The sequence below is a fragment of the Microcoleus sp. MON2_D5 genome, assembly GCF_036701905.1.
In the GTDB taxonomy this organism is placed as follows: Bacteria; Cyanobacteriota; Cyanobacteriia; order Cyanobacteriales; family Microcoleaceae; genus Microcoleus.
In genome coordinates this window covers 59,652-86,605 of the sequence record NZ_JAUBRM010000019.1, presented here as the reverse complement: position 1 = coordinate 86,605, position 26,954 = coordinate 59,652, and the positions used below count along the sequence as shown (strand labels likewise).

Sequence of the window (26,954 nt, the reverse complement as noted above, 5' to 3'; positions counted from 1 at the left end):
TTCTTCCTTCTTCCTTCTTCCTTCTTCCTTCTTCCTTCTTCCTTCTTCCTTCTTCCTTCTTCCTTCTTCCTTCTTCTATACCTTTACGCTGCGCTTGAACCTGTGCGAACTTTGTCAATCGTCACTGCGATAATTATCACCAGACCTTTGACAACTAACTGCCAGAAGAAAGACACGTTCATGAGAGTTAGTCCATTGTTGAGCAGGGCAATAATTAAAGCCCCCAGCAAAGTACCCCAAATAGTGCCAATTCCACCTGTGAAACTCGTTCCTCCCAAAATTACAGCAGCGATCGCATCTAATTCGTAGCCTTGCCCCAACATCCCCGTCGCACTGTAGAGGCGCGAGGCGCTCATAATTCCACCTAAACCAGAAAGCAACCCGCTCACGCCATAGACAAATAACAGCACGCGACTCACCTTAATACCTGTCAATCGTGCTGCCCGAATGTTGCCTCCCACGGCGTAAATATGCCTCCCTAGAACCGTCCGCCGCAAGACAAACCAACTCGCTAAAACTGCGAGGAAAGCGATAACAACTAACCAGGGAATTGGGCCGAGATAATTGTTGCCTATCCAAGCAAAATTCAAATTTCTATTGATAACGGTAGTGCCGTTAGCTACTAAATAAGCAACTCCCCGCAAAGCTGTGTAAGAACCGAGGGTGACGATGAACGGAGGCAAACCTAAATAGGCAACTAGCGAGCCGTTAAGCAATCCCAAAAAGACTCCGGCTATTAACGCAGCCGGTACGGCAAACCAACCCAGACCTGGAACTAAGGAAACCAGCACCCCGACAACTGCCGTCACACCCAAAATTGACCCGACTGAAAGGTCAATTCCGCCAGTCAAAATCACAAAAGTCATGCCAGTAGCTAGGACAATATTGATTGATGCTTGCCGGATGACATTAATCAAATTTCCTAAGGAAAGAAAGTTGGGCGTTACCAGGGAAAAAATTACACAGATGGCAACCAAAATCGGCAGGATACCGGCAACTTGGATGAAATTTTTCCAAGCTTGAGCTTTACTTGTTTTCTGCCGATCGCTCCCTGAATTTCTGCTGGTTTTTGTTTGCGTTTGACTCATGATTTTACTACCTCTTTTGCACCAGTGGCATAAGCCATAATGTTTTCTTGCGTAATCTTTTCCCCAGTCGAGCCGCCTACTTCACCCACGAGGCTTCCCGATCGCATCACTAAGACGCGATCGCTCATTCCCACAATTTCCGGCAGTTCGCTGGAAATCATCAAAATACCTACACCCTTGGCTGCCAAATCGCTAATAATTCGATAAATTTCGCTTTTTGCGCCAATGTCTACACCCCGCGTCGGTTCATCTAGCAAAAGTACCTTTGGGTTGATAGCCAACCAACGCGCTAGCAGCAACTTCTGCTGATTTCCCCCAGAAAGATCCATTGCCCTGATGCTCGGGCTTGCAAGGCGAATCTGCAAATTATTAATAGCATCATTGACAATTTTCAACAGAAAATTTGAGTTAATAATGCCAGCTTTTGCTTCTCGATCGAGGACATTCATGGTGATATTCTCACCCGAACTGGCCTCCAAAAAGAGTCCGAGAGCCTTGCGATCTTCTGGCACGTAAGCAATTCCGGCTGCCATTGCTTCATTGGGTGTCGAGACATTTAGATGACGACCTTCCAGTTTTATTTCACCGCTTACCTTCCGATCTGCACCAAAAATCAGGCGGGCAAGTTCTGTTCTGCCGGCGCCAACTAAACCCGCTAAACCCAAAATTTCGCCCGCATGAAGTTGAAAACTGGCAGGCTTTACTTTGTGGCCGTCGCTTAAATTTGTTACCTCAAGAACAATAGCACCCGGTGTTATTTGATGCTTGTTTTCGTACAAATCCTGTAAAGAACGACCCACCATCATTTCCACCAGGCGCTCTGCCGAAATTTCGTGCTTTTCAAGAGAGCCAATATACCCGCCATCTCGGATGACGCTCACGCGATCGGCAAGGGCATAAATTTCTGCCATTCTGTGGCTGATATAAATAATAGCAATGCCCTCATTCCGCAAGCGGCGAACCACTTCAAAAAGCTTATCTGTTTCGCGGTCGGAAAGCGCGGCTGTCGGCTCGTCCATCACTAAAATTCGGCTATTGTGTTTGAGCGCCCTAGCTATTTCCACTTGCTGCTGTTCGGCAATTGAAAGTGTCGAAACCAGGTCTCCAGCCTCAAAATTTGCATCGAGGTTTTTCAAGACCTCAGATGCCTTGCGCCGCATTTCATCTTGGTCTAAAAATGTACCTCCTTTCTTCAGCTCGCTGCCCATAAAAATGTTTTCAGCAACTGTCAGATTGGGGGCAAGATTGAGTTCTTGATAAATAATCGCTATCCCTAAATCTCTGGCTTGAGCGGGGTCTGTCATCTTAACAGCTTTGCCGTCAATTCTGATTTCGCCTGCATCGGCTATGTAGGCTCCCGCTAGAATTTTCATCAGCGTACTTTTGCCCGCACCGTTTTCCCCCATGAGGGCGTGGACTTCGCCTGGGTAAACGGTGATATTTACATCGTGCAAGGCTATAAAACCGTTAAAGGTTTTTTTAATACCTTGCATTTCGAGGACGGGCTGAGTTTTAATTGAATCTTGAGTGCTATTTACCATCGTAAATACCGTAAGGAAATCTGCTTGACTATTAAACTTATATCCCCCCTAGCCCCCCTTCTTAAGGGGGGGAGAAGATTCTTCTCAAAGTGGGTCTTCTTAAGGGGGATTTAGGGGGATCTAGACTCGGGGAAAAACGGGATTCCTCAAGGGTTTTAGTCTTAACTGGACACGAAGAAGGTCACTCGCTAGTCCAGCCTTTATGTTGATTGACGTTTTCGCGAGTAATCAGCGCGACTGGAATCAGAATGTTTGGATTGGCTGGCTTTTTTCCTTTCCGAATGTCGTTCCCGACTTCAACTGCCTTGGCTGCCATGCGAAACGGATCTTGAGCTGCTGTAGCCACAAAGAGACTGTTGTTCTGCTTGAGGGCATCTAAAGCTTCAGGTGCACCATCGACTCCCACAATAAAGAACTCGCTTCTTTGTGCCTGTTTGGCTGCTAATTCTGCACCAATGGCACAGGGGTCATTAATTGCAAAAACAGCATCAATTTTTGGGAAGGAGGTAAGCAAATCGCTCATCACTCTCAATCCGCCATCGCGGCTGCCTTCTGCGTTCTGATCTTTGGAAAGAACTTTGAGATTGGGATATTTGGAGAAGACACTCTGGCACCCCTGAACTCGCTCGACAACTGAAGCGACGGGAGGGCCGTTGATAATCACAACGCTGCCTTTTCCTTTCAAGCGATCGGCTATATATTGACAGCTTACTTCGCCAGCTTGCACGTTATTTGAAGTAACTGTCGCATCAACGCCTCCCTCGGCGGCGGTATCAACTGCAATTATCGGAATTCCGGCTTGCTTGGCTTTTTCGACAGCGGGTGCAATGCCTTTGGTGTCAGCAGCATTGAGTACAATCATGCTGACCTTAGAGGCAATAAAGTTTTCGATTTGATTAAATTGCTGATTTAAATCGTCGCCGCTGGAAACGAGAGTTGTCCTCACGTTTGCACCGCCGATTTTCTTGGCTGCGGCCTCAGCGCCCTTGCCAACTTGTACGAAGAATGGATTGCCGAGGTCGCGGACTGCTACAGCAACTGATGAAAGTTCGGAGCTGCTTGGTTGTATGCTGTTTTGAGCGTTCTGAGAAGCTGCGGTGCAACTTGCCAGAGTGCTGCTGAGTAGACTAAAAAGACTGAGTGCGATCGTTACTCGTTTCACCTCAAACTCCCATGAAGGCTCGTTTGGAGAGAGTCGCTCGTAAATATGACGTTGCCAACCTAACATTAGCTTTGTTAGGTTTAAGCTCGAATACCTAATGTTTTAGGGGAGCGGCTTTTCTTTGTACATGATTGTACGAGATCGTGTTTATTTTCTGCTCGTAAAACTTTTTCCCTCGGCTCGCCCGACTACTTTTGTAAACCGAAAAGATATGAATAGTCAAACTATCTCCTCGATACCAAAATAATCAACGCTACTGATTTTTTTCAATGCTTTATGAGCATTAATTTTTTTGCAAGGCGTGACAAAATTTTAGGAGAATATTTTCGACAAAATCTTTCAGAAATGGCTTTTAAAACCTGGTCGAGTCATATTAAATTTAACTCTCTATGTTGCTGATGATAACAATTAAATACTGGCTCTATATCTATCTTTGGATAGACAATACTTTTACCAAAAACTAAAGAGGCAAGACCCTCGATCAGTACCCCTTTGCTAATCTTCAGTCTGCTCGGATGCGCCGCACCAACTCAATAAATCTTAAATTTTGCTTGGGGTAGGATATTGTAAAAAATCATTAAGTTTAGAGTTAACAACGGTAGATCATAGTAAACTGAAAGCAAAGCCTCGCGCTCACAGATGCAGCCGGTTAAAAAGCCCTAGTTAAAAAGCAGATAGTCGCTCAAAACCAACGGTGAAAGTAGGCGAGTCAAATATTTTCCTGTAAAACCTGCCACTACAGTCATCATGACATGGTTTAAAAGCTCTGGATAATGGCGATCGCCCGGATTGGCAAAATCACTATAGCAATCCTTGCAGGAGTCGTAAATTTTTTACCCCACCCCAACCCTCCCCGAACTCGCGGGGAGGGAGTAAGAAATTCACAGATGATTTAGGATTGCTATATACTGCAATAATTGTCTGCGCTGTCAATGGGTAAATCTGAGATGCGATCGGCAAATTACCTGTTCTGTTTCCTAGAAATATTTGCCAGCGAAGGCGGCATTCAATCCTACGTTCAAGACATTTTCAAAGCTTACCTGTCCATAACCGCAGGGACAAACTCGCCGCCACAAGCTGAAGTTTTGCTGTTGCGAGATTCCGAAGACTGCAACAATCCTTACGAGTCAAAAAATCTGAAATTTTATTACCTCAAAACCGAAAATCCCGGCTTGGGCCGTCTTAAGTTTGCTACAATATTACTAACTCGCTTGCTGCAAAAACGACCGCAGCGGGTTTTTTGCGGTCACATCAAACTCGCACCGCTAATTCAAATTCTGTGCCAACCCTTGGGAATTCCCTACACTATTTTAACTTACGGCAAGGAAGTGTGGGAACCGCTTCCGCCCAAATATCAAACAGCAATGAGTAAAGCTGACAGTATTTGGACTATTAGCAGGTACACGCGCGATTCCCTACGGGATAGCTTCGCTTCACGCACTTGCGAAATTAACAACTTAAATCCAGAAAAATTCCAAATAGTGCCTTGTACTGTAGATGAAAATATATTTACCACTGGGCCCAAGCCACAGGATTTATTAGAGCAGTACAATTTGGTGGGTGCTAAAATATTGATGACTGTAGCCAGATTGCGATCGACAGATATTTACAAAGGCGTCGATGTCACCATTCAAGCTTTGCCGCAAATAGCCAAAACTTTTCCGAATGTGAAATACTTAGTTATTGGACGCGGAGACGATCGATCTAGATTAGCCAAACTCGCTGATGATTTGGGAGTTACCGAAAGAGTAATATTTGCGGGTTTTGTACCGACAGAAAATTTAGCAGCACATTACCAGTTAGCCGATGCTTATGTAATGCCCTCCCAGGAAGGCTTCGGTATAGTTTATTTGGAAGCGCTGGCTTGCGGAGTACCCGTGCTGGCGGGGGACGCGGACGGGTCAGCCGATCCGCTGCAAGATGGTAAACTGGGATGGCGAGTTCCCCACCGAGATTCAGCAGCAGTAGCGGTTGCTTGTGTGGAAATGCTGCGAGGGGAGGATAAAAGGTGCGATCGCCACTGGTTGAGGGAACAAACCCTGGCAAGATTTAGTTTTGAATCCCTTTGTCAATCCTTACAAGGAATTTTTCAACCCTCTGACTCAGATAAACTTATGCCGTAGAGAGCGGTTTCTGGGTGTACAATGGGAAAATTAACTCGATCGACCGCCTGAATTTCTGAGTAGGATAGAGTTATGCCTACCTGCAAAGACACCCAAGGAGACCACCGTGAACCAAGGCACCCCCAAAATATCTTTCAAGCTACCCCGTATTAGCAATTGGTTGATACTGCTGGGCATCGCCTGTTTGTTGGTGTCAATTGGTTTGGGTTGGATAGTTAAATCAGTGTTGATTCTAGTAGCTTTTTTGTTGCTGACGCCTGTGGTCGCATTTTTCGCGCTTCAGTGGTGGCTGAAACGCAATTTAATTGAGGACAATTGTCCAGTTTGTCAATACGAATTTACAGCTTTAAATCAAACTCAGTTTCAGTGTGCCAACTGCGGCGAACCTCTGAAAATAGAGGAAGGTCATTTTAGCCGTTTGACTCCGCCCGGTACGATCGATGTTACCGCAGTAGAAGTATCATCGGTTCAACAGTTAGAAGATTAATTAGAAAGAATAGGGCATTGGGCATTGGGCATTGGGCATTGGGCATCGGGCATTAGTTGGTTTTTATTGGTTATTTGTTACTTGTTAGCTGTTATTTTTTATTTGTTACTTGTTACTTGTTGGTTCTAATAACCAATGCCCTATGCGCGATGCCCTATTTCCCAAATTACTTTTCCAAGCGTACTGCATACCACTGCAAATATTTTCCCTGCCCGACATCTAATTCACAATAAGTATCAATTAAATACTTGGCTTGAGCTTCCACGCCAGATATTTTATGCAGGTCCTGCGGCAAATCTTCATGTTCCTCGGCTAACACGGCTTTCAGCTTTTCTAACAGTTCCGCCGCAGTCAAAAACTGCTCTGGCTGGTTTGTTTCTAAGACCACAAACGTGTCTTCGTCATACAGTGACATAGTTTAAAAGGTTGAGGTTAATTATTTCTAAAGTTTCGTACACTTAAGCGAGCGAAAGTATAAACTCTTAATTACAATTTTCCAGCCCCGGCTCGATCGTGTTACAATTAGCACCATCAGAATTCCTAGCGGATTACCGTTATTAACTTACTTGTTAACTTAGTTGTTAACCGAGTTGTCAACATATCCGACACAGCATTTCTGAGGAAATTTGTCAAGTGCAAATTTCTCAAGTGTCAAATTTTCAAGAAATATTCGATCGGCTGTATCTAATTATAACTGGCACTATACATTCCCATGATCACATCTTCCACTTCAACCCCGGTTGCGCGCAAGCCCTCTAAATCAGAAGGTCTGAAAGAACGCAGCAACTACTTACGAGAACCCGTTGCGACTGAACTGTTACAAGAAACTACCCACTTCACCGAAGAGGGGCTTCAGATTCTCAAATTTCACGGATCGTACCAGCAAGACAACCGCGACAATCGAGTTAAAGGACAAGAAAAAGATTATCAGTTCATGCTCCGCACCCGCAATCCCGGCGGGTTCACTCCGCCGCAATTATACCTAGCTTTAGACAAGCTATCTGAAGAATACGGCAACCACACGCTCCGCATCACAACGCGCCAAGGTTTCCAACTTCACGGCGTGTTGAAAAAAAATCTTAAAGCAGTGTTTTCCTCAATTATTAAAAATATGGGGTCAACCTTGGGAGCTTGCGGCGACTTGAACCGCAACATCATGGCACCTCCAGCACCATACAAAAATCGCCCAGAATACCAGTATGCGCTGCAATACGCTAACAATGTCGCCGATTTGCTGACACCGCAAACCGGTGCTTATTATGAACTTTGGTTGGACGGCGAAAAAGCTGTTTCAGCCGAGGAAGACCCCGCAGTGAAGGCGGCGAGACAGAAAAACGGCAACGGCACAATCTTTAGCGACGACAAAGAAGAACCGATTTACGGCAGCCATTATATGCCGCGCAAGTTCAAGTGTTCCGTCACGGTGCCGGGAGACAATTCAATTGACTTGTACTCTCAGGATTTGAGCTTGGTGGTAATTACCAATGAAGCTGGCGAGTTGCAAGGTTTTGACGTGTTTGCAGGCGGCGGTTTGGGCCGTACTCACAATAAAGAAGAGACTTTTGCGCGGGTTGCTGATGAGATTTGCTATGTTGCCAAGGATGATGTTTACGATTTGGTCAAGGCAATTGTAGCAACCCAGAGAGATTTTGGCGATCGCACAGACAGACGGCACGCGCGGCTGAAGTACCTGATTAACGACAAAGGTGTACAGTGGTTCCGCGAAAAAGTAGCCGAATATTTTGGCAAGCCGCTAGAAGCCTTTAAACCGCTGCCTGAGTGGAAGTATTTTGATTTCTTGGGCTGGCACGAACAAGGAGACGGCAAGCTGTTTGTCGGCATTTCCGTGGATAATGGCCGGATCAAGGATGAAGGGTCGTTTCAGCTAAAAACGGCTTTGCGGGAAATTGTGCAGAAGTACAACTTGCCGATACTGGCGACGCCACACCAAAACGTGCTGATTTACGATATTTCGCCGGATATCAAACAGGAAATTCAGGGAATACTCGATCGATGTGGCATTCAGCGGGAAACTGCGATCGACCCATTGGTGCGCTATGGGATGGCGTGTCCAGCAATGCCGACTTGCGGGTTAGCTATTACCGAATCTGAGCGCGTGATGCCGAGCATTTTAGAGCGGATTCGGGCGCTTTTAACCAAAGTGGGCTTGGAAGACGAGCATTTGGTGGTGCGGATGACTGGTTGCCCAAATGGATGCGCCCGCCCTTATATGGCAGAATTGGGGTTTGTCGGGAGTTCGCCGGAATCCTACCAGATTTGGCTGGGCGGTTCTCCCGACCAAACGCGGCTGGCAAAACCAATTGAGGAAAAGCTGCACGTCAAGGATTTTGAAGCTTTTCTGGAGCCGATTTTTGTTTATTTCAAGCAAAAACGGCAACTGAGCGAGAGTTTTGGCAATTTTTGCGATCGCGTCGGGTTAGAATCTATCCGTCAATTTGTAACCAACTACCAATCTGCTGACTCGATGACAACTGAGATTAATGAATTAGAAGTTACGTCTAGTAACGGCGAGGAAAACGAGACTGCCACTGCTGTCGGTGGCAAAGTCCGCCGTCGAATTAGCGTCCGCGATGAAATCTACAACGAGCTCAAGGAAGAAGCAGCCCGTCAGGGCAAGCCGATTACACAGCTAGCTACAGAGGCGATTTCCACTTATTTAAAGAAGATTAAGGAGGAAGGATAAGCCGATTTTCGATTATCGATTTGTGATTTTCGATTGTATTCAATAGACTTCTGGCAAAAGTAATATAAAGGCAGAGCATTTGCAGAAAAAAACTTGAATTTGTAAAATAATTCCGGTTGTAGATGCTTTGCCTTTATTGTTTTTTTAACTGTTGAAACCCCCCCTGCCTATCTCCTCTCATTCTCTCTTCCTCTGCGTTCTCTGCGTTCTCTGCGGTTAAATAAAAAAATATCTAATAGAAAACGAACAATCCCAAATTCAATGCCTCAATTACAAAGATTAGCAGTTACTGCCGCTCAAATTTGCGATCGCAAAATCGACTTAACTCGAGAACAGCAGCATTATTTAAATCGAGTGCTACGTTTGCAAGCGGGCGATCGATTTATTGCGATGGACGGCCGAGGACATTGGTGGTCTGCCATCCTCGAAGTGCGGGAAACCGGGTTATTTGCCTCGATAGCAGAGGAGATTGCTGTGAACAGGGAGCTACCCGTGGAAGTGACTTTGATGGCGGCATTGCCCAAGGGAAACGGGTTTGACGAGGTTGTGAGACAGGCGACGGAGTTGGGTGTGGCAAGTATTGTGCCGGTGACGAGCTCTCGAACTTTGCTCAAACCAAGTGATCAAAAAGTCGATCGGTGGAGAAGGATTGCTGCGGAGGCGGCGGAACAGTCGGAGCGTCAATTTGTGCCGACGATTTTAGAGCCTGTTTCGTTTGATTTTGCTGTGAAAGATTGCGGTCAAAAATATCGATTTATTTGTGTTGCTCGCGGGGACAATCGGCATTTGTGGGATTGTTTGATTGGTATTTTCGATCCCCCCTTTGTAGGGGCGGTGCCCCCGTACCCGCCCCCGGCTGGGGGAGAATTATCGATTGTCATAGCTATTGGCCCGGAGGGTGGATGGACTGAGGGTGAGGTGGAAAGGGCGATCGAATTGGGTTTTGAAGCTGTATCTTTGGGGAGTAGAATTCTGAGAGCGGTGACAGCACCGATTGTGGCTTTGTCTTTAGTTGGAGCGGCCTTTGAGAAGTGCTAATATCAACAAATAACCAAGAATTCATCAGATAGGTGGGTTGATGGGCCATGAAAATAGAGTTGAGGAAAGCTCGATCGCTCTTTTGGTCGATCGCGCTTTTGGCAATTTTCGGTACAACATCAGTTTCTGCACAATCTCCGAGCTTTCCCATTGCTCAACAGATTAATTGCGATGGCCCGCAAGGAGATGTAGAAGTCAGAGCTTGTATTCGGTTGAATTACGAAGCCTCGGATAAACGGCTGAACGAGGTTTACAAACAACTGATTTCCCAATTAAGTGGCGACGAGCGGGCGCTACTTTCCGAAGCACAATTAGGGTGGATTAAGTTAAGAGATAAAACCTGTGAATTTGAAGTTTATAAAAGTCGTGGCGGTACGGGTTATGGAGGTTTCCTCAATGAATGTTTGGATCGCATGACGAAACAGCGCACTGCGGAACTAGAACAGTATTTAAAATAGAGATAAAATCAATACTCCGGACAGTTTTTGGAACGATACTACAAGCTTACGCGGGGCAAGGAGCATAAAAAAGTCGAATTAAATGTAAGTCAGGGGTGGAGGTGACATTGATTTAATTATCCACAGTGGGTCAAAGTCAAGCGAGCATAAGCCATTGGGCCATATAAAAACTGTCCGGACTATTGTAAAATAGGAAGTACAGCGTACAAGACCTGACAACAATAAAGAGAAACAAGTATTTATGAAAAGCAGATCGCCCTTCACCCTCACCCTCACCCTCATCTCAGCAATTGTAACCACAACCGTACCAGCAGTTTTCGCCCAGCGACAGCCATCAGCCAACGAAATCTACATCGATAAAAATTGCCAGCGCAATCAGCAACTACCGCAACTTGAAAGATTCACTATCTTTAGCAGAAACGAGTTTACAGCTAACGGTCAAAACTACTGGTTCTACGCCGCCCGCTATCTAGACGGAGCCGTGCTTTTCTGTACCTCAAAACCCAACTTCAACCAACCTAAACCTCTAACAGCAAAACAAATACAATCCCAATTTATTGACAAAATAGTCCGAGACCCCAACAACAAAACAGCCTTTATCATCGCAGTCAGAAACGGAAATGGCCCTGGTGCAACAACCACAAATTACCGCTTAGATTTGAGCAATGTCGATCGCCCAAAAGTCACCTCTCTCTCTCCCTCCTAGAGCGCCGAGAAACCTTAAAAGAAGGCGAATCCCGCGAACACGCCTTCCAAGGACGGGCTGGTCAACCTATTACGATCGACCTCAAAAGCAGAGCATTCGACCACAACATAACACTGTTCGACACCAGCGGCAAAAATATTGCCGAAAAAACAGGTAACTCCCAGAATCGCCGAGAGTCTCAACTCACCGTAAAATTGCCTAGTAACGGCACTTATAACATAGTTGTTAAAGGAGGCGATCGTACAAGCAAAGGTTCCTACAGCTTAAGCATCAATTCCCATCAACTTTAACTTATATTTTTTTCACATCCACTCAACATCCCTCTATACACATCCGCGTTTATCCGCGTTTATCTGCGGTTAAAAAATCCAAATTTTAATTTTTCCCAACAGCCCAAAATCCCAAACTAACATAACAGCGAAAGTTGTTAACCAGTGGCGGAACCCACCAAACATCAGCCAAGATAGAAACAACGCCATTCCCGCAACTGCCATGACAGACATCAACCAAATAGCCGCCGCCCTAGAAGGTAAAGACTACAAACAAGCTGCCCAACTCATCAAACAACTACAAAAAGAATCCCCCGAAAATCCGTGGGTACAATACTATATCGCCCGCTACTACGAACTCACCAACAACCTCGAAAAAGCCCAAACAACCTACAAACAAATACTCCGCGACATCACCAACGCCAAAATCGTCTCCCAGACCCGCCAAGCTATTCAACGGATTGAAACCGCACAACAAAACCTCCGCCAACAAGCCATAGAAACCGCCAAAAACGACCCCAGCAACCTCGAACCCGGACTCCTCATCCTCGAACCCGTGAGTCCCGAAAACAAACCCGCAGCCATTCAAAATATCAGCAGAATCTTTAAAATCGACGCCTACACAACCCGGATGCAAATCCAAAGCCGCGGCTGGAGACTCTACAAAACTGGCCCCATCGCCGAACTCCGAATTTACGGTCAAGAACTCCTCAAAGCCGGCATTCCCGTATTTTGGGCAACCCTAAGCGATATTCAAAAAATCCAAATCTTCCGAGTGCAACACTTCCAGTCTCTCTCTTCCCCAGCCGTTGTTTGCAAAGATAAATTAGATCGACTCGGTGCGATCGAATTTAACTGGTCAGAAGTTACCCAAAGAGTAGAAGGCTTGTTGCCCATGTTCATCGAAGTCATGGACTACTCCCCCAACCGAAGAAAGGAGCAATTTCGCCACAGAGAAATCAGGCAAGATTACGCTCAAATCTGTGACTTACACATTCCCAGCAGAAACTGCATTCTGCGAATTTGCGACCAAAGTTACGAATTTCAACAAGGAGTTGACTTCACCAAAGCTTCAGCCGAGCTCCCCCCTTTACCGAACCAGAAAAACAAAACATCGAGAGTCAAAAACTCTCAACAAATTCCTCAAAGTACCACCCGCATTAACTGGAATCACTTACTGGAAATATTCGATCGCCAGCTTGACGTTACAGTTTGGTCAGAATTTACGCCCTTTGCCGAGACAGTGCTCGATTACACTAATATGTTGAGCAAGATCGAATCTCATATAGAAGTCGAGCGCAAATCCGAAACTCCTTGGGACTCAGCTTTTCAGCTATACAGCGGATTAGCCTTCCTCAGAAACCCAGAAAATAGGGAATAGAACAAAGAGTTAAAATTAAAAATGAGGAATCCCATTTTTAATTTGTTAACGCCAACATTGGGATTTATCCCCTGCCCAATTCCCTATTATCAATTCCCAATTTCCTACTTCGTTTTCACCTGACGGGCCATTTCCCGGAAATTGTTCATGCTGGGGCCAGGGGTTCGACGACTTCCATTTGGTGTCGGCATTAAATTATTAGGAGCAAAAGTGCGATTCGCTTCAGCTTGACTCGGCACTTTCCCGTTAGTTGCAGCAGCAGGTATCTTAGCGGGTTCCGCATTATTAGCAGGAGCGCTAGCGACTGGTTCCTTTTCTTTCTTAGACTTTTTCTCTACCTTAGCCTTTTTAGCTGGTTCAGACTTCTCAGGCTTGTCAGACTTCTCAGACTTAACAGGCTCAACTTTTGCCGGGGCGAGCGCAACAGGCTCAGCTTTCGCAGGCGCAACTTTTGCGGGTTCCTTAGCTCCAGATTCGCCCAAATCTAGGAAATATTCAGACTTTTTCAAGCCCAACAGTCTGCCGAAAAAGCCGAAAATACCGCCGAAGAAATTTTTGATAAAACCAAACATTAGACTTACTCCTTTTGTTCTTTTAGAGAAATTTGTACAAGCTTGTCAACAAAGTTAGATTACGAGCTAGGGCAACCTTTGTCTACATTTATTCATCAAAATTTACATTTGGCTATATCTAAGCTCGCTCATCAAAGCAAATTTTAGGTATGAATACTCACAGGGCTTTGCACTTATTTACAAAGTATCTCAGAATTTGTTAGGGATTCCCACTCATTGCCGATCGTACCTCGATCCGATTGGCTAGCTGTCCTAGTACGGGTCACACTCCCTAGGGGAGTGATTTATGCTTTAATCACCAAGCAATTTTCCAGCAAAATGAACAGTTCGCTCGATCGCAATCCCGTCATCCTCATACACGGCATCTGGGACACAAAGATTATTTTCAGCAAAATGTCCGCCCGCCTCACCGAACTCGGATGGTCAGTCCACAGCCTCAACCTCACCCCCAACGACGGCAGCCTAGGGCTCGACTCACTGGCCAAGCAACTCGCAGACTACATCTCTGAAACCTTCGATCCAGAACAGCCTTTAGACATAGTAGGCTACAGCATGGGTGGCATCGTCAGTCGCTACTACGTCCAGCGACTCGGAGGAATCAACCGCGTACAGCGTTTCATCACCCTATCTTCCCCCCACCACGGCACCCTCACCGCTTATTCCCTACGCCTACCAGGATACCTGGATATGCGCCCCGATAGTGGCTTGCTGCGCGATTTAAATCAAGATGTGACAATGCTCAAACGCATAAACTTTACATCAATGTGGACGCCATTTGACATAATGATTGTACCGGCGAATAGCTCCCAAATGCCAGTAGGTAAAGAAGTTAAAGTTAACGTTTTGCTGCACCGCCAAATGGTGACAGAACCCATAAGTATTAACGCAATAGTTGAAGAGCTCAAAGCACCTATTGAAAATAAAATTCCCACTTAAAAATGAATAGCAATTTCAGCCGCAACCCAGTCTTGCTAATTCACGGAATCTTCCGAAAATCGGGAATTTTTTACAAAATGTCTGCCTACCTCACCCAACTGGGATGGTCAGTATATACCCTCAATCTCTCGCCCCATTGGGGCAACGCCAGCATAGACGAATTAGCCCAACAAATAGCAGATTATATAGACAAAACCTTTGCGCCCGAACAGCCTCTTGATATAGTAGGATTGAGTATGGGCGGTTTAGTAACTCGCTACTACCTGCAAAGGTTAGGCGGCATTAACCGAGTGCAGCGCTTTATTGCCATATCTTCTCCTCACAGCGGTACTTGGATGGCTTACACTCTCTGGGGAAAAGGCTGCGTTCAAATGCGTCCTGGCAGTGCTTTTCTGGAAGATTTAAATCGAGATGCTGTCTTGTTGGAAAAGCTCAATTTTACTTCGATTTGGACTGATTGGGATTTCATCATCGTACCTGCTTCTAGTTCCCAAATATCTGCTGCCAAAGAAGTAAAATTGTCTGTTTTCGCCCATGCCATGATGGCGAGGCATTCCAGCAGTTTAAAAGCTGTGGCTGAAGCATTGTCAGAACCATTGAAAATTAATAATTAACTTGTAGTGTACGTCAGCAGATACTTTTTATTAAAATAAGCTCTCCGGTATCTAAATTGCAATACGGTTCAGATAAGACACTCATGGAGACAAAACTCTGTGAAAAACAGATACTGCGATTGCTTCGTTATTCGCTCGCAATGACAAAAAAACATTAACTGAACCGTATTGATCTAAATTGTATGTATTTTTGGGGCGGGCAGGACGCCCAACCCCTACTCCCCACAAGAATTTCATCACAGTGGAGCCAATTCTTCAATCTAAAATTTAAAATCTAAAATCTAAAATCGACTGACGCACCGTGAGAGGCTACTACTAAACTGTATCGCCAACTTCAGCGTATTCGCTGCGACCAAAAATTGCTTCAGCTTCACAATAATACTTGAACTCAAGTATATTGTGGAAAGGGTCTTCTAAGAAGAAAGTACGGTGTTCTGTAGGTAAACCGACAAATCGCCGTCTCGGTTCTTGATAGAAATTTAAGTTGTTTTGCTGGGCTTTCTCTAACAACGCTTCCCAGTCAGCTTCAGAAGTAAAAATTAACCCAAAATGCCGGGGATAGATGCCTCGCTGAGGCGTCAAAGGTTCGCGGCTGACGTGGGCGACAATTTGATGGCCGCACAAACCCATAATCGCAGAATTTGGCGATTCGCGACCTAGTTCGCAGCCGAGCCCGTCTACGTAGAACGCTTTGGTTTGGGCAATATCGGTCACAGGGAAGGCAAGATGAAATAAGACTTGACTCATGGAGGTACTAAATGCAGAATTCAGAATTGTTCTTTAATTATTTATCTTGGTCTAATCCTTGGTTGATGGCGATCGCCCTAAATACAGTTTTAATCGCGATCGCCACCATTGCTCCTCAAAAATTGCTCACTCCCGCTGGCCAATTTCACGGCGGGGTATTGGGCGTCCTCATCTGGGGCTGTTTGGGATGGCAAGGCTATGCTGTGGTAATGTTTTACTTTCTTGTCGGATCGGGAGTTACCCGCATCGGCAAAGCCCAAAAAGAAGCAGAAGGCATAGCCGAAAAGCGTTCAGGCGCCCGAGGTCCAGAAAATGTCTGGGGTTCGGCTTTAACCGCGACTCTTTGCGCTTTGGGAGTTTTGGCATTATCTATTTTAGGAGATACAGGCAAAATGTCTGTACCACAAGATGCTATTTCCCTGTTATTGCTGGGTTACGCGGCGAGTTTTTGCACCAAACTTTCGGATACCAGCGCCAGCGAAATCGGCAAAGCTTACGGGAAGCGGACTTTTTTGATTACCAGCTTGCAGCCTGTACCTAGGGGTACGGAAGGGGCCGTAAGTTTGGAAGGAACGATCGCAGGTATTGTCGGCTCAATTCTGATCGCACTTTTGAGTTGGGCCGTCGGTTTAATTGACTTGACAGGAATAGTTTTTTGTGTTATTGCAGCTTTTATTGCCACGAACATCGAGAGCGTGATTGGGGCGACGGTGCAATCAAAGTTTGAGTGGCTGACGAACGAGGTGGTAAATTTTTTTAATACACTCATAGGAGCGATCGCAGCGATTATTTTAGCGGCGACCTGGAGAGCTTTTTTAGCTTAGTTAATCTTGGACGCATTCGCGACCCAAGAAACCAGGTTTGTTACGAGAATTAAAGACCTTAGTGCAGTATTTTTCCTGATCAACCCGGTTTCTGCCTCGCGAGCTATTAGCTATTAATCATTAATCATTAGTCATTAGTCTCAAGCAATCAACTCATGACTAATGATTAATAGTTAATCAAACTAAGCGTCGTCTTGCGGCCCAAAAACCATTTGTAGAATCATCGTCGGTTCGCCCCGCTTGTGATAGCGATCGGCCCAATTGCGAATAATTTCATCTAATTCCTCAAGGGCTTGGTCGAGGCGTTCCGGCGGAATATCCAAAGTCTCCATAATTCGCATCACATTCGGTTGTTTTTCCGCCCAATCCTTCATCAGCCGGAAATATCTAGCCGTATCCTCAACCATAGTAAATGTCCGCTCTTCCTGCTCTGCGGGAGAGTAAGTAGCGCGGGTGAGGGCATAAAACGGCATTCCCCAAGGAGAATCAATGCGAGTTACTGTCCCAGAATAGATCAAGCGCCGCTTAATGTGTTCTGCTAGAGCTTCGCTCAAAGGCATTCGCCTTTCTGGAGACATATCTTCTTGCGATCGCCTGTGCAGAAACTCGATCAACTCCATAAACTGAAAAGAATTGATCAGTTGAGCGTCTGGCGGATTCGGAGGAATCTTGCCTTCGAGATATTTTTTTTCATCTACAGTCAAATTGTTTCCCGGAATGCGAGGGCGTCCCGGCATCCAACCATACTGTTCCAGCCAGACATAAGGAAACTGAATCAAATATCTAGGTTCTTGGGAACCCAACATTTTCAGCAATTTTCCCTGAGTCAGAGCTTCCCGGACTTCCTCAACAATCACCTTCACCCGTTTAGGCTCAATGTGATGCAAGTGCCCAGTCATCCGCAGGTTGTTATCCTGCTCCATATAAGTCATATAAATGGCACACTTAGCCGCCGTTGCGGCCGCGTCTAGAAACGCCCCGTGCCTGTGCCCACTGGTTCTCATGGCGCTAAACGCCAGATATAGCATGATCTGATCCATTGCACTAGGGCTGAGGCTTTTGACCAGATCCAAAGAGTCATTTTTCATCACTATCCCCGAAATAGCCAAATTAGGAGGCATTTTGTCATCCTCCATTAAATTATTGCGAGAGCGCCGAATCAAGCATAGCCGACTGTCGCCGGAAAGCTTGCCAGCTACCCTAATATTCAGGTTAGTTAATTTCCCTGAGGTAACAGGGGCAGGGGCTTAAAGGCTATCCACACCGCATAAGTGGTTCTTATTGGTGGCCAATTTAAGTAGATTGCTGCACCCTCTGCGCTGACAGTTTACCTATATATAAGTTAGTTATCGCAAGTTAATTATAGTGCAGCGGTTGAAAATTAAACCCTACCTGTGGGGGGGAGAACGTAAATAACTGTTGCGATGCCAGGAATTTGAGGCGACTTCGAGCCCCTAATTCTTGAATAGTCATGGATGCCGAAACCCGGTTCGATCGACTAAAATAAGCCTGTTGCATAATTGCGGGAAGATTTTGATGGTTTTGTGGGATGGGATCTCGTAGCCCGTCCGCTGTATTTTCACAGCAGGCCGGACACCCCACAAAAATCCTCGTCCAATTGTGCAAGGCCAAAATAAGGCGTGGAGGGCGAGGGATATCGGTTGAAAAACCCAGATTATCCGAGGCCTGTGGTTAGTTCCTGTTTAATAGAAGCGCTTTCAATACAAAACCGCCACATACTAGAATCTCTCTCTAGGTAGATGGCGGTTCCCAGTTTATATGCTAAGATTTTTCACACAAAAAATAATCTCCTCAAAACTGTCCACAAAAAGTGCAGTTGTCGCTTAACCTGAAAAACTAGAATCCCAGAAAATCCGATCGAGTGATCAAATGAACGCCCCGAAGCAACTCAGTTGTGGTCATCACTTGCGTCCAGTGCCATTAGAAATCTTGTAGCGGATGAGTGTAAACATTAGACTCAGTAAAATTTCTGCGTCCCTCGCCCCTCTTAGGAGGGCGATTGGGCTTGTGTTGAGTTTGCACTGACAACATATATTGGGCGGTGCCAGTTTCGAGCATGGGGAGTGAAGATTCAAAAGCTTGAGCGGCGCTGGCACTCAAGGTAATGCCCAACAGGCTCAGTAAAGCAATTGCAGTGTAGGTTTTCATGGGTAGTATTCGTCGTGTCAGTATCTATTTAGAGATACGACATTACCCAGGCTGATCAGGATGAATTTCCCTGAAATTATCAAACTCTAGAATCAGCAATCAGGAATCACGAATCAGAAGGAAAAAGGAAGAAGGAATCAGGCTTTAGTTAAGCTATCGCGCATTTAAATTGTATCCTAAAATCCTTGTAGAAAAAGCGGATAATTATCTTTCCCTCTCCCTTTCTCACCCTCTCCCCCTCCCGAAGCAACAGACACTTTAGATGCGTAGCATCTGATCTATGAGAGCAGTCAGAAGTCGATGTAAAAGGGAATAAATAAAATCTCTGGCTTCACTAATAAAAAAAATCCTAATTGCACTACCCAGACGGTTGCAATAATATACAAAACCGCCAAATACGAGATTCAATCTCTCGATAGATGGCGGTTTAAGGTTTATATGCTATCATCACTCACATAAAAGAAGAGCCTAATGACTGTAAACAAGAAATGCAGTTGCCTTGGAAACCTGAAAAACTAGCATCCCCGGAAATCAGATTGAGCGCTCGACACGGGCTGCTGAAACTAACTCAATAACGGAAATCGCTTTCGTCCAATGTCATTAAAATGCTTGTAGTTGATGAGTGTAAAGATTAGACTCAATGAACTCTCGGCGTCCGCTGCCTCTTTCTGGAGAACGATCGCCCCTTTGTTCGGTTTGGGCGGATAAAATGTATGAAGCGGTGGCAACTTCGAGCAGTCCGACGAGGGATTCAAAGGCTCGAACGACAGTGGCGCTCAAAGTAACGCCCAAAAGACTGTGTAAAGCAATTGGTGTGTAAGTTTGCATGGGGTTAGTATCCGTGTCATTGTCTATTAACTGATACGGACTCTCCCCGATCGATCAGGATAAATTTCTGTGAAATTTTCGGATCTCTGCAAAAAACCTTACCTCTTCAATTCTACGGATTCCGCCAGCAGCCAAGCACCTGCCGAATTCAGCCTGCCCCATACTGTCAGAGGCTTTTCGGTTTCGCAATTCTGTAAAAATCTGTCGGTTTCCGAGTCCAAAGTCACGAGTTGCCAAGTTTGACCGGCTACAGATACGGGACTTGTCAGCGTTAGTGTCCAGTCTTTTTCACCGAGGCGACTGAAAATGCCCGAAAATTGGCTGTGGGTATTTGCTGTTTGACTGCTTCGTTTCTCTACTGACTCCTGACATTCGCCGCTGGCGGGATATGCTTCAGGTCGATCGAGATAATAGCGTTGCCAATCCAGCCAGTCCGATCGCCCCCGTGTCAAATTAAATAAAGGAATAACCGCCGCACTAGCCTCGGAATCTTGCAGCAAAGCTTCCTGCAAAACTCTCACCGGCAACTCCCGCGGCTGACATCCAGATTCCGCGCACAAAGCCGCCGCCATCCCCGCCGCCTGTCCAATATTCATTACCGTCGGTTGCAAGCGAGTTGCACCGTTGGCGATGTGAGAGACGGAAATATTTTTTTCGCAGACTAGCAAACCGTCTGTACTCGCAGGAATTAGGGCCCTGTAAGGAATGGTAAACGGAGTTCCCGTCCAGCGGCCGCCCCAGCGAAGGGATTTGGGCTGCAAGGGAATGTCGCCACTGGGGTAGTGGTGGTCATTGGCATAGTTGCCGATCGCAATTGTTTCACAAATACCCTCAGAATTTATCGGCAACTTCGCGACTCTTCCGCCGGCAATAGGCAAAATATCTTGTTCTCTGATTGTTTGTACTCCCCGCAAGCGGCGACTTTCTCGGTAGTAAGGATGTAAGGCAAAAGAACGAAGAAGGGAAGAAGTGTGTGGATTTTCGATCGTGGAAATCGGGAAAATATTCTGTGCTAAGCCGTAGCGGGGGCCGAGTTGCGTTTGAATGAAGCGGGCGAAACTTTGAGTATGCCAGAGACTTTCTTGGAGGAATTCTTGTCGAGATGCTTCAGATTTAATGAGTCGATCGACCCCTTCACCATAATCATTACCTCGAATCGGCCAATTAATCATCAACAATCCGCCTGGAAGTCGGCCGTAATTGAGAAATTGTTCGGGAGTGTAACCGTCCCAAGCACCAGTAAATCGATCGGGATTGTCAACAGGCGGCGCGGGAATTTCTGGCCCGGCCGCACCTTTACCAAAATCCTGCATGATGGCCACCCAAGTCGGAGCTTGCACCGAATAGCTCTCTGTGAGAGCATTAGAGGCAGTCGGCGCGCTGGGTTCTCCCCACTCGGCTTGGAATTCCCAACCCCAGCGGTGCCCAACCTCCGCTAAAGCCAGCAAATCTCCCAATTCCGTTGCATCTAAAGTGATTTTGGCCGAAACCGTAAAATCTGCAAACTGAACGCCAGAAATGCGCTCTCCTTCATACAGCACATCGTGAGCTTTTTTTCCAGAAATCCAGTGCAAGTTCGGCAAACATTTAACCCAATCAGCGAAAATTTCAGCACCGGTGCGGGGATCGTAAGTAAAAAAACTGACCCACCCCCAATCCAAACCTCCCGGCTGTCGCTGCTGGAGTTCCCGCAAAAATGCGCCCCACAAACCGGTTTGAAAAGCTGCTAATTCATTGCCATCGGGGGCAGAAACGCCTGCTGCAGTCAGCATTCCTCCCAGCCAGGGGAATTCGCTTACTAAAAGAGTTTTGGCACCTCGGCGGGCTGCTTGCACGGCTGCTGCAGTGCCGCCGGTGCCGCCACCGACTACCAAAACATCTGCTTTTAAGACCGAAGACATGGGCAATACCATTTTAGATTTTAGATTAAGGTGATGAGTGCGCTAGGGATAGATGTTCGACGTTGGCGATCGCGAAGTGAATTTTAGTGTGTAAAGACTTGACAAATAATAAATCGGGAATTATGCAGTGAGCGCACAATTTTGTTACTAAATGACCGCAGGAGCGATCGCAACTTTTGATTTCTCATTGTGTGCGCGCAAATATTGGCAATTTGACACCGCGAATAACGATAATAGAAAAAAGGGAACAGCATCTATAAAGTTTTACGTCTTAAAAGTTTCCGAGTTACTAATAAACAACTGAAAATGGAAAAAGGTTTTATTTTGTGGTTCACCGGGCTGAGCGGTTCCGGCAAGACAACTATCACCAAAGCTCTCGAACCCGAATTGAAGGCAAGAGGTTGCAAAGTTGAAATATTGGATGGAGATGTCGTTCGCACCAACTTGTCAAAAGGTTTGGGATTTAGCCAAGAAGACCGAGATACTAATATTCGGCGGATTGGATTTGTCGCTCACCTGCTGAGCCGCAATGGAGTAGCCGTAATGACTGCAGCTATTAGCCCCTACAGAGCAATTCGCGACGAAATTAGAGCAATGGAGCCCAATTTTGTTGAAGTATATATCACAGCGCCGTTAGAAGTGTGCGAAGGTCGCGATGTCAAGGGCCTGTACGCTAAGGCCAGAGCAGGAGAAATTAAGGGTTTTACGGGAATTGACGATCCTTATGAAGAACCGCTCAATCCTGAGATTATTTGTTACACAGAGCGAGAAAGTGTGGAAGAGAGTGTTAAAAAAGTTCTAAGCAAGTTAGAAGAGTTGGGTTACATTTGATGTTGGCGGGGTTGGATGAGGATAGGGGCAAAAAGCGATGGTGGTGAAAAGTGATGCGCGCAAGGTGCAACTTGAGAAAAAATCTCACCCTTCTCTCTCCTTCGCGGAGAGTCCAAGGGAAGAATTTCTCCCCTTTGCTGCAAGGAGAGGGGATCGGGGAGACATTTCCAGCAAAAGCTGCAAGCTTGGTGATTGGGCAAGCACTGCTGTAAAAAGTTTAATTGTCCAAAGTTTAACAGTGTCAGTGCTGGCGGCGGTGGGTTCATCTCCTGCGGCGGCCCAGTTTATGCCTCCTCCTCCTCCTCCTCCTCCCGCTTCGGGTTCTCCTGTTCCTGTACCGATTCCGGTAGCACCGGGATTTCAGGGATTTCCGGCAAGTGCACCTTCAAGTGTACGATCGGAAGTTTACACTTTGGGAGCGGGCGATCGTATTCAAATGGACATCTTCAACGTCCCGGAATACAGCGGCCCCAACGGTCAACACCAAGTACAGGCAGACGGTTCCCTGAATTTGCCGTTAATTGGCAGCGTTTCGGTGTACGGGATGACCCTAGAACAAGCTTCTAATGCTGTTAAAGACAAATACGGCAAATACCTCAAACGTCCTTGGATTACCCTGAAATTGCTGGCACCGCGTCCTTTGCAAATTGCGATCGCGGGCGAAATCAACCGTCCCGGAGCCTATACAATATCCTCAGCGGCAGGCCCCGGAGGCACAGCAGAGCAAATGGGAACTCAAATGCCAACGATATCGCGGGCTCTGCGAATGGCCGGTGGAATTACCCAGTCAGCAGACGTGCGGCAAATCAAAATCCGGCGCCCCCAACGTAACGCACCGGAACAAATTATTAGTGTGGATTTGTGGGAATTATTGCAAAACGGCGATTTGCGGGCCGATATGACTTTGCGCGACGGCGATACTATATTTATTCCCACTGTAACTAGCCTCAACCGCCAAGAAGCACCGACTTTAGCAGTAGCTAACATTACCGGACAAAGCACTCAACCAATTAATATTGCGGTGGTGGGCGAAGTAACTCGCCCCGGTACTTATACTTTGGCAAAAGAGACTCAAAGTAGGGTACAAGAGAATGAAATGGGTGAAAATTCTGGTTTGTTTGCTGCCAGCGAAACCAACAGCGGGGAAACTGTTTTGCAGCAAACTGTAACGAGGGCAATTAAAATGGCGGGCGGCATTACGCCGGTAGCTGATATCAGACAAATACAAGTTCGCCGCCTGACACGGGCGGGTACAGAACAAATTATTAATGTGAATTTGTGGCAACTTTTGGAAGGGGCAGATGTATCCCAAGATTTAGCGCTGCAACAGGGAGATACGGTAATCGTTCCCAAAGCCGAAAATCTCGATGCAGTCCAAGACGAACAAGTTGCTAATTCTAATTTTTCACCGGATACGATTAAGGTGAACATTGTGGGAGAAGTCGTGAAACCCGGAGCGATTGCGGTGCTGCCAAACACTACTTTAAATCAAGCGCTGGTAGCAGCGGGAGGTTTTAATAAAGCGCGGGCCCAAATGGATTCGGTGGATTTAATTCGCCTCAATCCTAACGGCACTGTTTCCCAGCTAAATGTTAAGGTTAATTTTTCTGCAACAGCCAATGAAGAATCTAATCCCAAACTGCAAAATAATGATGTAATTATGGTAAGGCGATCGGGTCGCGCTACGTTCTCGGATAATGTAGGCGGGACTCTCGCTCCTCTCAGCCCGCTGTTAGGAATATTTCGGTTGTTCGATATTTTTAGGTGATTTGAATAGACTGGCATTAACACGTCAGAAACCCGCTTTCTAGAAAAAATTGCGGTTTGGGAATGAAATATCTAGGAATCAACCGATTTCCTGAAACTCCGCCACCAATACAGACGTTTAAACTAATAAGTTGTAGAAATCAAATGAAACCAGGGAAACAATCTCAAGTAGCACTGTTTAATCATAAAAAAGCCGCTGATCTGCGAAAAATGTCTTCTGGGCTTTATGAAGAAGATCAATTTTTAGGCAGAAACACAACCGAGGCAGAAGAGTTAAGTCTTTGGGAAGTTTGCCGCAGTCGCTCCATCTTAGTCATCGGCGTAGCAGCGGCAGTGACTACCGGAGTTTTCGCCTGGACACTGAATCAAAAAAGCGAGTACGAAGGGCGCTTTCAATTATTAGTAGAACCAACGGTTACGCAAAATACTTTAGCAAAAATATACTCCGGTGAGCTGAAACTGCAACCAGCGGGCCCCGCGACGACCGAAAAGGCCGGTTTTGACTACGAATCCCAAATTCAAGTTTTGCAAAGCCCGCAAGTAATGTCGCCGATTATTAAACAGTTGCAGGCTAAGTATCCCGAAATAAATTACAACTACCTCTTGAACCAAAAAGCAGATAATTTGCCGTTTTCTCAGGAAAGTAGGTTGTCAATTAATCGCTTCAAAAATACCAAAATTATCGAAGTGAGATATCGGGATTACGATCCGAAAAAAATTCAGTTTGTTTTGGAAAAAGTGGCGCTAGGCTACCGCAACTACAGCGTGCAAGATACCACCACTCAAATTAGTCAGACTCTGGATTTTGTGAAATCGCAAATTCCCAACCAGCGAAAGCGCCAACAAGCTCTGCAAACAGAAATTCAAAAATTGCGGCAGCAGTACAATTTCATCGACCCGCAAATTCAAACCCAACAACTGGCGCAGCAAATCAGCCAACTTCAAACGCAAAGATTGGACGCGCAAACGCAGCTCAATCAGCAGAGATTGCTCTATTCCAATCTGCAAAATCAGCTCGGACTGAACCAGAAGCAAGCGCTGATGGCCTCGGCTCTGAGTCAAGCTCCCCGCTATCAAGCGATGCTGACTCAATTGCAGCAATTAGAAGGGCAAATTGCGATTAACTCGGCTACGTTTACAGACGAAACTCCGCAAATGCAATTGTTGCGAGAACAGCGCAAAAACCTAATTCCTTTATTGAAGAAAGAAGCCCAACAGGTTCTGGGAACTGATTTGGCTAAGGTAAATTCGCAAGTGCTGGCTTTTCAAGATCCGGTGCGGATTAAGTTAATCGAGCAGTTTATCGGTACTGCTAATTTAATTCAGGTGCTGGGCGTGCGGAATCAAGTTTTGGAACAAGCTGCTAAGCAGTTGAATCAATACTCTCAAGGATTACCGGTGATTTTGCGGCGCTATTCGGATTTGCAGCGCGAGTTGGATTTAACTAACAATACGCTGAATGGTTTGCTGGCAAAACAGCAAGCTTTGCAGCTTGAATCTGTGGGCAAAAAAGAGGTGGCTTGGGAAGTTATTGCTAAGCCGGAAATTCCGCGCTACAAAAATGGCGAGTTGATGGCTGTTGCTCCGATTATGCCTTTGAATTTGGCTTTGGGGGGATTGGCTGGTTTGCTGTTCGGTATGCTGGCGGCGCAGTTGGCGGAACGGTTTAACAATAAAACGGTGTTCCAAACTCCAGAGGATGTCAAACAGTCGATTCGCCTGCCTTTGTTGGGGGTAATTCCTGCTAGCGATAAAATTTTGAGACTTCCTCCTGCTGAGACAAGCCCGGTGGATGTGGCAATTTCGCCGATGCCGACGGATGCTTTTCAAGAAGCTTTTCGATCGCTCAATGCGAATATTCGCTTACTCAACCTTGATACTCCGATCAATTCTTGTGTAATTACTTCTTGTCAAGTAGCTGACGGCAAGTCTACTGTAGCAGTCAATCTGGCGCGGGCGGCTGCTGCAATGGGCCAGCAAGTGCTGTTAGTGGATGCCGATTTGCGGCGCCCGCAGGTACACGAAATGCTGGGTTTACCGAATTGGCAAGGCTTGCACAATGTGATTGCTGAGGATGTGGATGTGGAACAGGTGATTTTGCGATCGCCCCGCGATGAAAATTTGTTTGTGTTAACTTCCGGCCCGGTTCCTCTCGATCCCACAAAGGTGCTTTCTTCCCGAAAAATGCCGCATTTAATGGCAGCTTTGTCAAGTCATTTTGACTTAGTTATTTACGATACTGCACCGCTTTTGGGTTTGGCGGATGCGAATTTGTTGGCGGCTCACACTAACGGATTGATGCTGGTAGTGGGGCTGCATCAAACTGAGCGGGAGGCGCTGTTGTTGGCTTTTGAAGATTTAAAAATGGCCGGAATTCCGCTGTTGGGAATGGTGGCGAATAACGATAAAGGCAGCAGGTATTACTATCAGTCTTACGTGCAGGATTACGTCCAGGAACAGTCTGTTTGAGGGAGAGGAATTGAGAAATGTGTAATGGAACAGGCCGTCGGGTCTGTTCTTGAGAATGCAAGGCGGGCGGGACACCCGACAAGATATTTCATCCATCTTGCACCATTAATGGTGAATAAAGCGGTCAGGGGCGGGCGGGACGCCCCACAAAAACATTTAACTTTTGTGGAACAGGCCGTCTAGCCTGTTCTTGAGATTTGTGCGTGATTTCAGAAAGACAAATTTTCTTAAGATTTGCGATCGAGACTCTGAACTATAATTAAAAGTATAGAAATTTAAACAAATCGCGGTACTTGCAACTTGGCAAGACCTGAAAGAAAACGTGGCCGGTAAATTCCT

Annotated in this window: 23 protein-coding genes; 13 read left to right on the top strand and 10 right to left on the bottom strand. The window is 46.1% G+C overall.

What is annotated here, in order from left to right; all coding sequences use genetic code 11:
* Window positions 1-83: 83 nt before the first annotated feature.
* From QUA47_RS09515 to QUA47_RS09505, 3 genes are all read right to left on the bottom strand, one after another.
* Window positions 84-1,088 (bottom strand): ABC transporter permease subunit, encoded by a 1,005-nt coding sequence (locus tag QUA47_RS09515; RefSeq protein ID WP_333288790.1) that lies wholly within the window; start codon window positions 1,086-1,088, stop codon window positions 84-86.
* Window positions 1,085-2,629 carry a sugar ABC transporter ATP-binding protein gene (locus QUA47_RS09510; protein WP_333430570.1) on the bottom strand — a complete coding sequence of 515 codons (1,545 nt, stop codon included), beginning with the start codon at window positions 2,627-2,629 and terminating at the stop codon, window positions 1,085-1,087. Before QUA47_RS09510 ends, QUA47_RS09515 begins: the two co-directional genes overlap by 4 nt.
* Window positions 2,630-2,810: 181 nt before the next feature.
* Window positions 2,811-3,857 (bottom strand): ABC transporter substrate-binding protein, encoded by a 1,047-nt coding sequence (locus QUA47_RS09505; RefSeq protein ID WP_333403340.1) that lies wholly within the window; start codon window positions 3,855-3,857, stop codon window positions 2,811-2,813.
* An 866-nt stretch (window positions 3,858-4,723) separates the two neighbouring features.
* On the opposite strand from QUA47_RS09505, the gene QUA47_RS09500 reads away from it, so the two are divergent.
* Both QUA47_RS09500 and QUA47_RS09495 read left to right on the top strand, forming a co-directional pair.
* Window positions 4,724-5,914 carry a glycosyltransferase family 4 protein gene (locus QUA47_RS09500; RefSeq protein ID WP_333430569.1) on the top strand — a complete coding sequence of 397 codons (1,191 nt, stop codon included), beginning with the start codon at window positions 4,724-4,726 and terminating at the stop codon, window positions 5,912-5,914.
* Window positions 5,915-6,020: 106 nt separating this feature from the next.
* A complete protein-coding gene (locus QUA47_RS09495; protein ID WP_333082950.1) occupies window positions 6,021-6,401 on the top strand; it encodes a hypothetical protein in 381 nt (126 codons plus the stop codon).
* Window positions 6,402-6,567: 166 nt separating this feature from the next.
* On the opposite strand, the gene QUA47_RS09490 is transcribed toward QUA47_RS09495, so the two are convergent.
* Window positions 6,568-6,816, bottom strand: a complete 249-nt coding sequence (locus QUA47_RS09490; protein ID WP_333430568.1) for a chlororespiratory reduction protein 7 — start codon at window positions 6,814-6,816, stop codon at window positions 6,568-6,570.
* 297 nt (window positions 6,817-7,113) lie between these two features.
* Here QUA47_RS09490 and sir point away from each other — a divergent pair, with 297 nt between their 5' ends.
* From sir to QUA47_RS09465, 5 genes are all read left to right on the top strand, one after another.
* The gene (sir, locus tag QUA47_RS09485) at window positions 7,114-9,105 is read left to right on the top strand and encodes a sulfite reductase, ferredoxin dependent (protein WP_333430567.1); all 1,992 of its coding nucleotides are present in this window, start codon (window positions 7,114-7,116) and stop codon (window positions 9,103-9,105) included.
* 261 nt (window positions 9,106-9,366) lie between these two features.
* The gene (locus QUA47_RS09480; RefSeq protein WP_333430566.1) at window positions 9,367-10,143 is read left to right on the top strand and encodes a 16S rRNA (uracil(1498)-N(3))-methyltransferase; all 777 of its coding nucleotides are present in this window, start codon (window positions 9,367-9,369) and stop codon (window positions 10,141-10,143) included.
* A 47-nt stretch (window positions 10,144-10,190) separates the two neighbouring features.
* Window positions 10,191-10,601, top strand: coding sequence for a lysozyme inhibitor LprI family protein (locus QUA47_RS09475; RefSeq protein ID WP_333430565.1), 411 nt, complete (start codon window positions 10,191-10,193; stop codon window positions 10,599-10,601).
* A 241-nt stretch (window positions 10,602-10,842) separates the two neighbouring features.
* Window positions 10,843-11,307: a hypothetical protein gene (locus QUA47_RS09470; RefSeq protein WP_333158074.1), complete on the top strand. Its 465-nt coding sequence runs from the start codon at window positions 10,843-10,845 to the stop codon at window positions 11,305-11,307.
* 492 nt (window positions 11,308-11,799) lie between these two features.
* A complete protein-coding gene (locus tag QUA47_RS09465; RefSeq protein WP_333430564.1) occupies window positions 11,800-12,957 on the top strand; it encodes a tetratricopeptide repeat protein in 1,158 nt (385 codons plus the stop codon).
* A gap of 104 nt (window positions 12,958-13,061) precedes the next feature.
* On the opposite strand, the gene QUA47_RS09460 is transcribed toward QUA47_RS09465, so the two are convergent.
* Window positions 13,062-13,529 carry a hypothetical protein gene (locus tag QUA47_RS09460; protein WP_333430563.1) on the bottom strand — a complete coding sequence of 156 codons (468 nt, stop codon included), beginning with the start codon at window positions 13,527-13,529 and terminating at the stop codon, window positions 13,062-13,064.
* A gap of 318 nt (window positions 13,530-13,847) precedes the next feature.
* Between QUA47_RS09460 and QUA47_RS09455 the strand changes: the two genes are divergently transcribed.
* The gene (locus QUA47_RS09455; protein WP_333430562.1) at window positions 13,848-14,465 is read left to right on the top strand and encodes a triacylglycerol lipase; all 618 of its coding nucleotides are present in this window, start codon (window positions 13,848-13,850) and stop codon (window positions 14,463-14,465) included.
* A gap of 2 nt (window positions 14,466-14,467) precedes the next feature.
* Window positions 14,468-15,079: an alpha/beta fold hydrolase gene (locus tag QUA47_RS09450; protein ID WP_333430561.1), complete on the top strand. Its 612-nt coding sequence runs from the start codon at window positions 14,468-14,470 to the stop codon at window positions 15,077-15,079.
* A gap of 315 nt (window positions 15,080-15,394) precedes the next feature.
* Here the strand turns inward: QUA47_RS09450 and QUA47_RS09445 are convergent, their stop codons facing one another.
* Window positions 15,395-15,826: a VOC family protein gene (locus QUA47_RS09445; RefSeq protein WP_333430560.1), complete on the bottom strand. Its 432-nt coding sequence runs from the start codon at window positions 15,824-15,826 to the stop codon at window positions 15,395-15,397.
* Between the two features lie 11 nt (window positions 15,827-15,837).
* On the opposite strand from QUA47_RS09445, the gene QUA47_RS09440 reads away from it, so the two are divergent.
* A complete protein-coding gene (locus tag QUA47_RS09440) occupies window positions 15,838-16,650 on the top strand; it encodes a TIGR00297 family protein (protein ID WP_333430559.1) in 813 nt (270 codons plus the stop codon).
* A gap of 182 nt (window positions 16,651-16,832) precedes the next feature.
* Here QUA47_RS09440 and hetR read toward each other — a convergent pair whose 3' ends face one another.
* From hetR to QUA47_RS09420, 4 genes are all read right to left on the bottom strand, one after another.
* Window positions 16,833-17,738, bottom strand: coding sequence for a heterocyst differentiation master regulator HetR (hetR, locus tag QUA47_RS09435; protein ID WP_333077431.1), 906 nt, complete (start codon window positions 17,736-17,738; stop codon window positions 16,833-16,835).
* Window positions 17,739-18,591: 853 nt separating this feature from the next.
* On the bottom strand, window positions 18,592-18,819 hold the full coding sequence (patX, locus tag QUA47_RS09430) for a heterocyst-inhibiting protein PatX (RefSeq protein WP_333430558.1): 228 nt from the start codon (window positions 18,817-18,819) through the stop codon (window positions 18,592-18,594).
* A gap of 600 nt (window positions 18,820-19,419) precedes the next feature.
* Window positions 19,420-19,647 (bottom strand): heterocyst-inhibiting protein PatX, encoded by a 228-nt coding sequence (gene patX, locus QUA47_RS09425; RefSeq protein WP_242724514.1) that lies wholly within the window; start codon window positions 19,645-19,647, stop codon window positions 19,420-19,422.
* A gap of 98 nt (window positions 19,648-19,745) precedes the next feature.
* Window positions 19,746-21,548 (bottom strand): FAD-dependent oxidoreductase, encoded by a 1,803-nt coding sequence (locus QUA47_RS09420; RefSeq protein ID WP_333430557.1) that lies wholly within the window; start codon window positions 21,546-21,548, stop codon window positions 19,746-19,748.
* A 300-nt stretch (window positions 21,549-21,848) separates the two neighbouring features.
* On the opposite strand from QUA47_RS09420, the gene cysC reads away from it, so the two are divergent.
* The 3 genes from cysC (at window position 21,849) to QUA47_RS09405 (ending at window position 26,615) form a co-directional block, all read left to right on the top strand.
* The gene (cysC, locus tag QUA47_RS09415; RefSeq protein ID WP_190656752.1) at window positions 21,849-22,379 is read left to right on the top strand and encodes an adenylyl-sulfate kinase; all 531 of its coding nucleotides are present in this window, start codon (window positions 21,849-21,851) and stop codon (window positions 22,377-22,379) included.
* Window positions 22,380-22,416: 37 nt separating this feature from the next.
* The gene (locus tag QUA47_RS09410; protein ID WP_333430556.1) at window positions 22,417-24,147 is read left to right on the top strand and encodes an SLBB domain-containing protein; all 1,731 of its coding nucleotides are present in this window, start codon (window positions 22,417-22,419) and stop codon (window positions 24,145-24,147) included.
* A gap of 143 nt (window positions 24,148-24,290) precedes the next feature.
* The gene (locus QUA47_RS09405) at window positions 24,291-26,615 is read left to right on the top strand and encodes a polysaccharide biosynthesis tyrosine autokinase (protein ID WP_333430555.1); all 2,325 of its coding nucleotides are present in this window, start codon (window positions 24,291-24,293) and stop codon (window positions 26,613-26,615) included.
* The last annotated feature ends 339 nt before the right edge of the window (window positions 26,616-26,954 follow it).

Coding starts and splice junctions, on each gene's coding strand:
- QUA47_RS09470 (WP_333158074.1), top strand. CDS start 10,843: ATGAAAAGCAGATCGCCCTTCACCCTCACCCTCACCCTCATCTCAGCA.
- QUA47_RS09515 (WP_333288790.1), bottom strand. CDS start 1,088: ATGAGTCAAACGCAAACAAAAACCAGCAGAAATTCAGGGAGCGATCGG.
- QUA47_RS09460 (WP_333430563.1), bottom strand. CDS start 13,529: ATGTTTGGTTTTATCAAAAATTTCTTCGGCGGTATTTTCGGCTTTTTC.
- QUA47_RS09500 (WP_333430569.1), top strand. CDS start 4,724: ATGGGTAAATCTGAGATGCGATCGGCAAATTACCTGTTCTGTTTCCTA.
- QUA47_RS09420 (WP_333430557.1), bottom strand. CDS start 21,548: ATGTCTTCGGTCTTAAAAGCAGATGTTTTGGTAGTCGGTGGCGGCACC.
- patX (WP_333430558.1), bottom strand. CDS start 18,819: ATGAAAACCTACACTGCAATTGCTTTACTGAGCCTGTTGGGCATTACC.
- QUA47_RS09510 (WP_333430570.1), bottom strand. CDS start 2,629: ATGGTAAATAGCACTCAAGATTCAATTAAAACTCAGCCCGTCCTCGAA.
- sir (WP_333430567.1), top strand. CDS start 7,114: ATGATCACATCTTCCACTTCAACCCCGGTTGCGCGCAAGCCCTCTAAA.
- QUA47_RS09465 (WP_333430564.1), top strand. CDS start 11,800: ATGACAGACATCAACCAAATAGCCGCCGCCCTAGAAGGTAAAGACTAC.
- QUA47_RS09445 (WP_333430560.1), bottom strand. CDS start 15,826: ATGAGTCAAGTCTTATTTCATCTTGCCTTCCCTGTGACCGATATTGCC.
- QUA47_RS09480 (WP_333430566.1), top strand. CDS start 9,367: ATGCCTCAATTACAAAGATTAGCAGTTACTGCCGCTCAAATTTGCGAT.
- QUA47_RS09490 (WP_333430568.1), bottom strand. CDS start 6,816: ATGTCACTGTATGACGAAGACACGTTTGTGGTCTTAGAAACAAACCAG.
- QUA47_RS09475 (WP_333430565.1), top strand. CDS start 10,191: ATGAAAATAGAGTTGAGGAAAGCTCGATCGCTCTTTTGGTCGATCGCG.
- QUA47_RS09410 (WP_333430556.1), top strand. CDS start 22,417: ATGGTGGTGAAAAGTGATGCGCGCAAGGTGCAACTTGAGAAAAAATCT.
- QUA47_RS09405 (WP_333430555.1), top strand. CDS start 24,291: ATGAAACCAGGGAAACAATCTCAAGTAGCACTGTTTAATCATAAAAAA.
- patX (WP_242724514.1), bottom strand. CDS start 19,647: ATGCAAACTTACACACCAATTGCTTTACACAGTCTTTTGGGCGTTACT.
- QUA47_RS09455 (WP_333430562.1), top strand. CDS start 13,848: ATGAACAGTTCGCTCGATCGCAATCCCGTCATCCTCATACACGGCATC.
- QUA47_RS09505 (WP_333403340.1), bottom strand. CDS start 3,857: ATGTTAGGTTGGCAACGTCATATTTACGAGCGACTCTCTCCAAACGAG.
- QUA47_RS09450 (WP_333430561.1), top strand. CDS start 14,468: ATGAATAGCAATTTCAGCCGCAACCCAGTCTTGCTAATTCACGGAATC.
- hetR (WP_333077431.1), bottom strand. CDS start 17,738: ATGAAAAATGACTCTTTGGATCTGGTCAAAAGCCTCAGCCCTAGTGCA.
- QUA47_RS09440 (WP_333430559.1), top strand. CDS start 15,838: ATGCAGAATTCAGAATTGTTCTTTAATTATTTATCTTGGTCTAATCCT.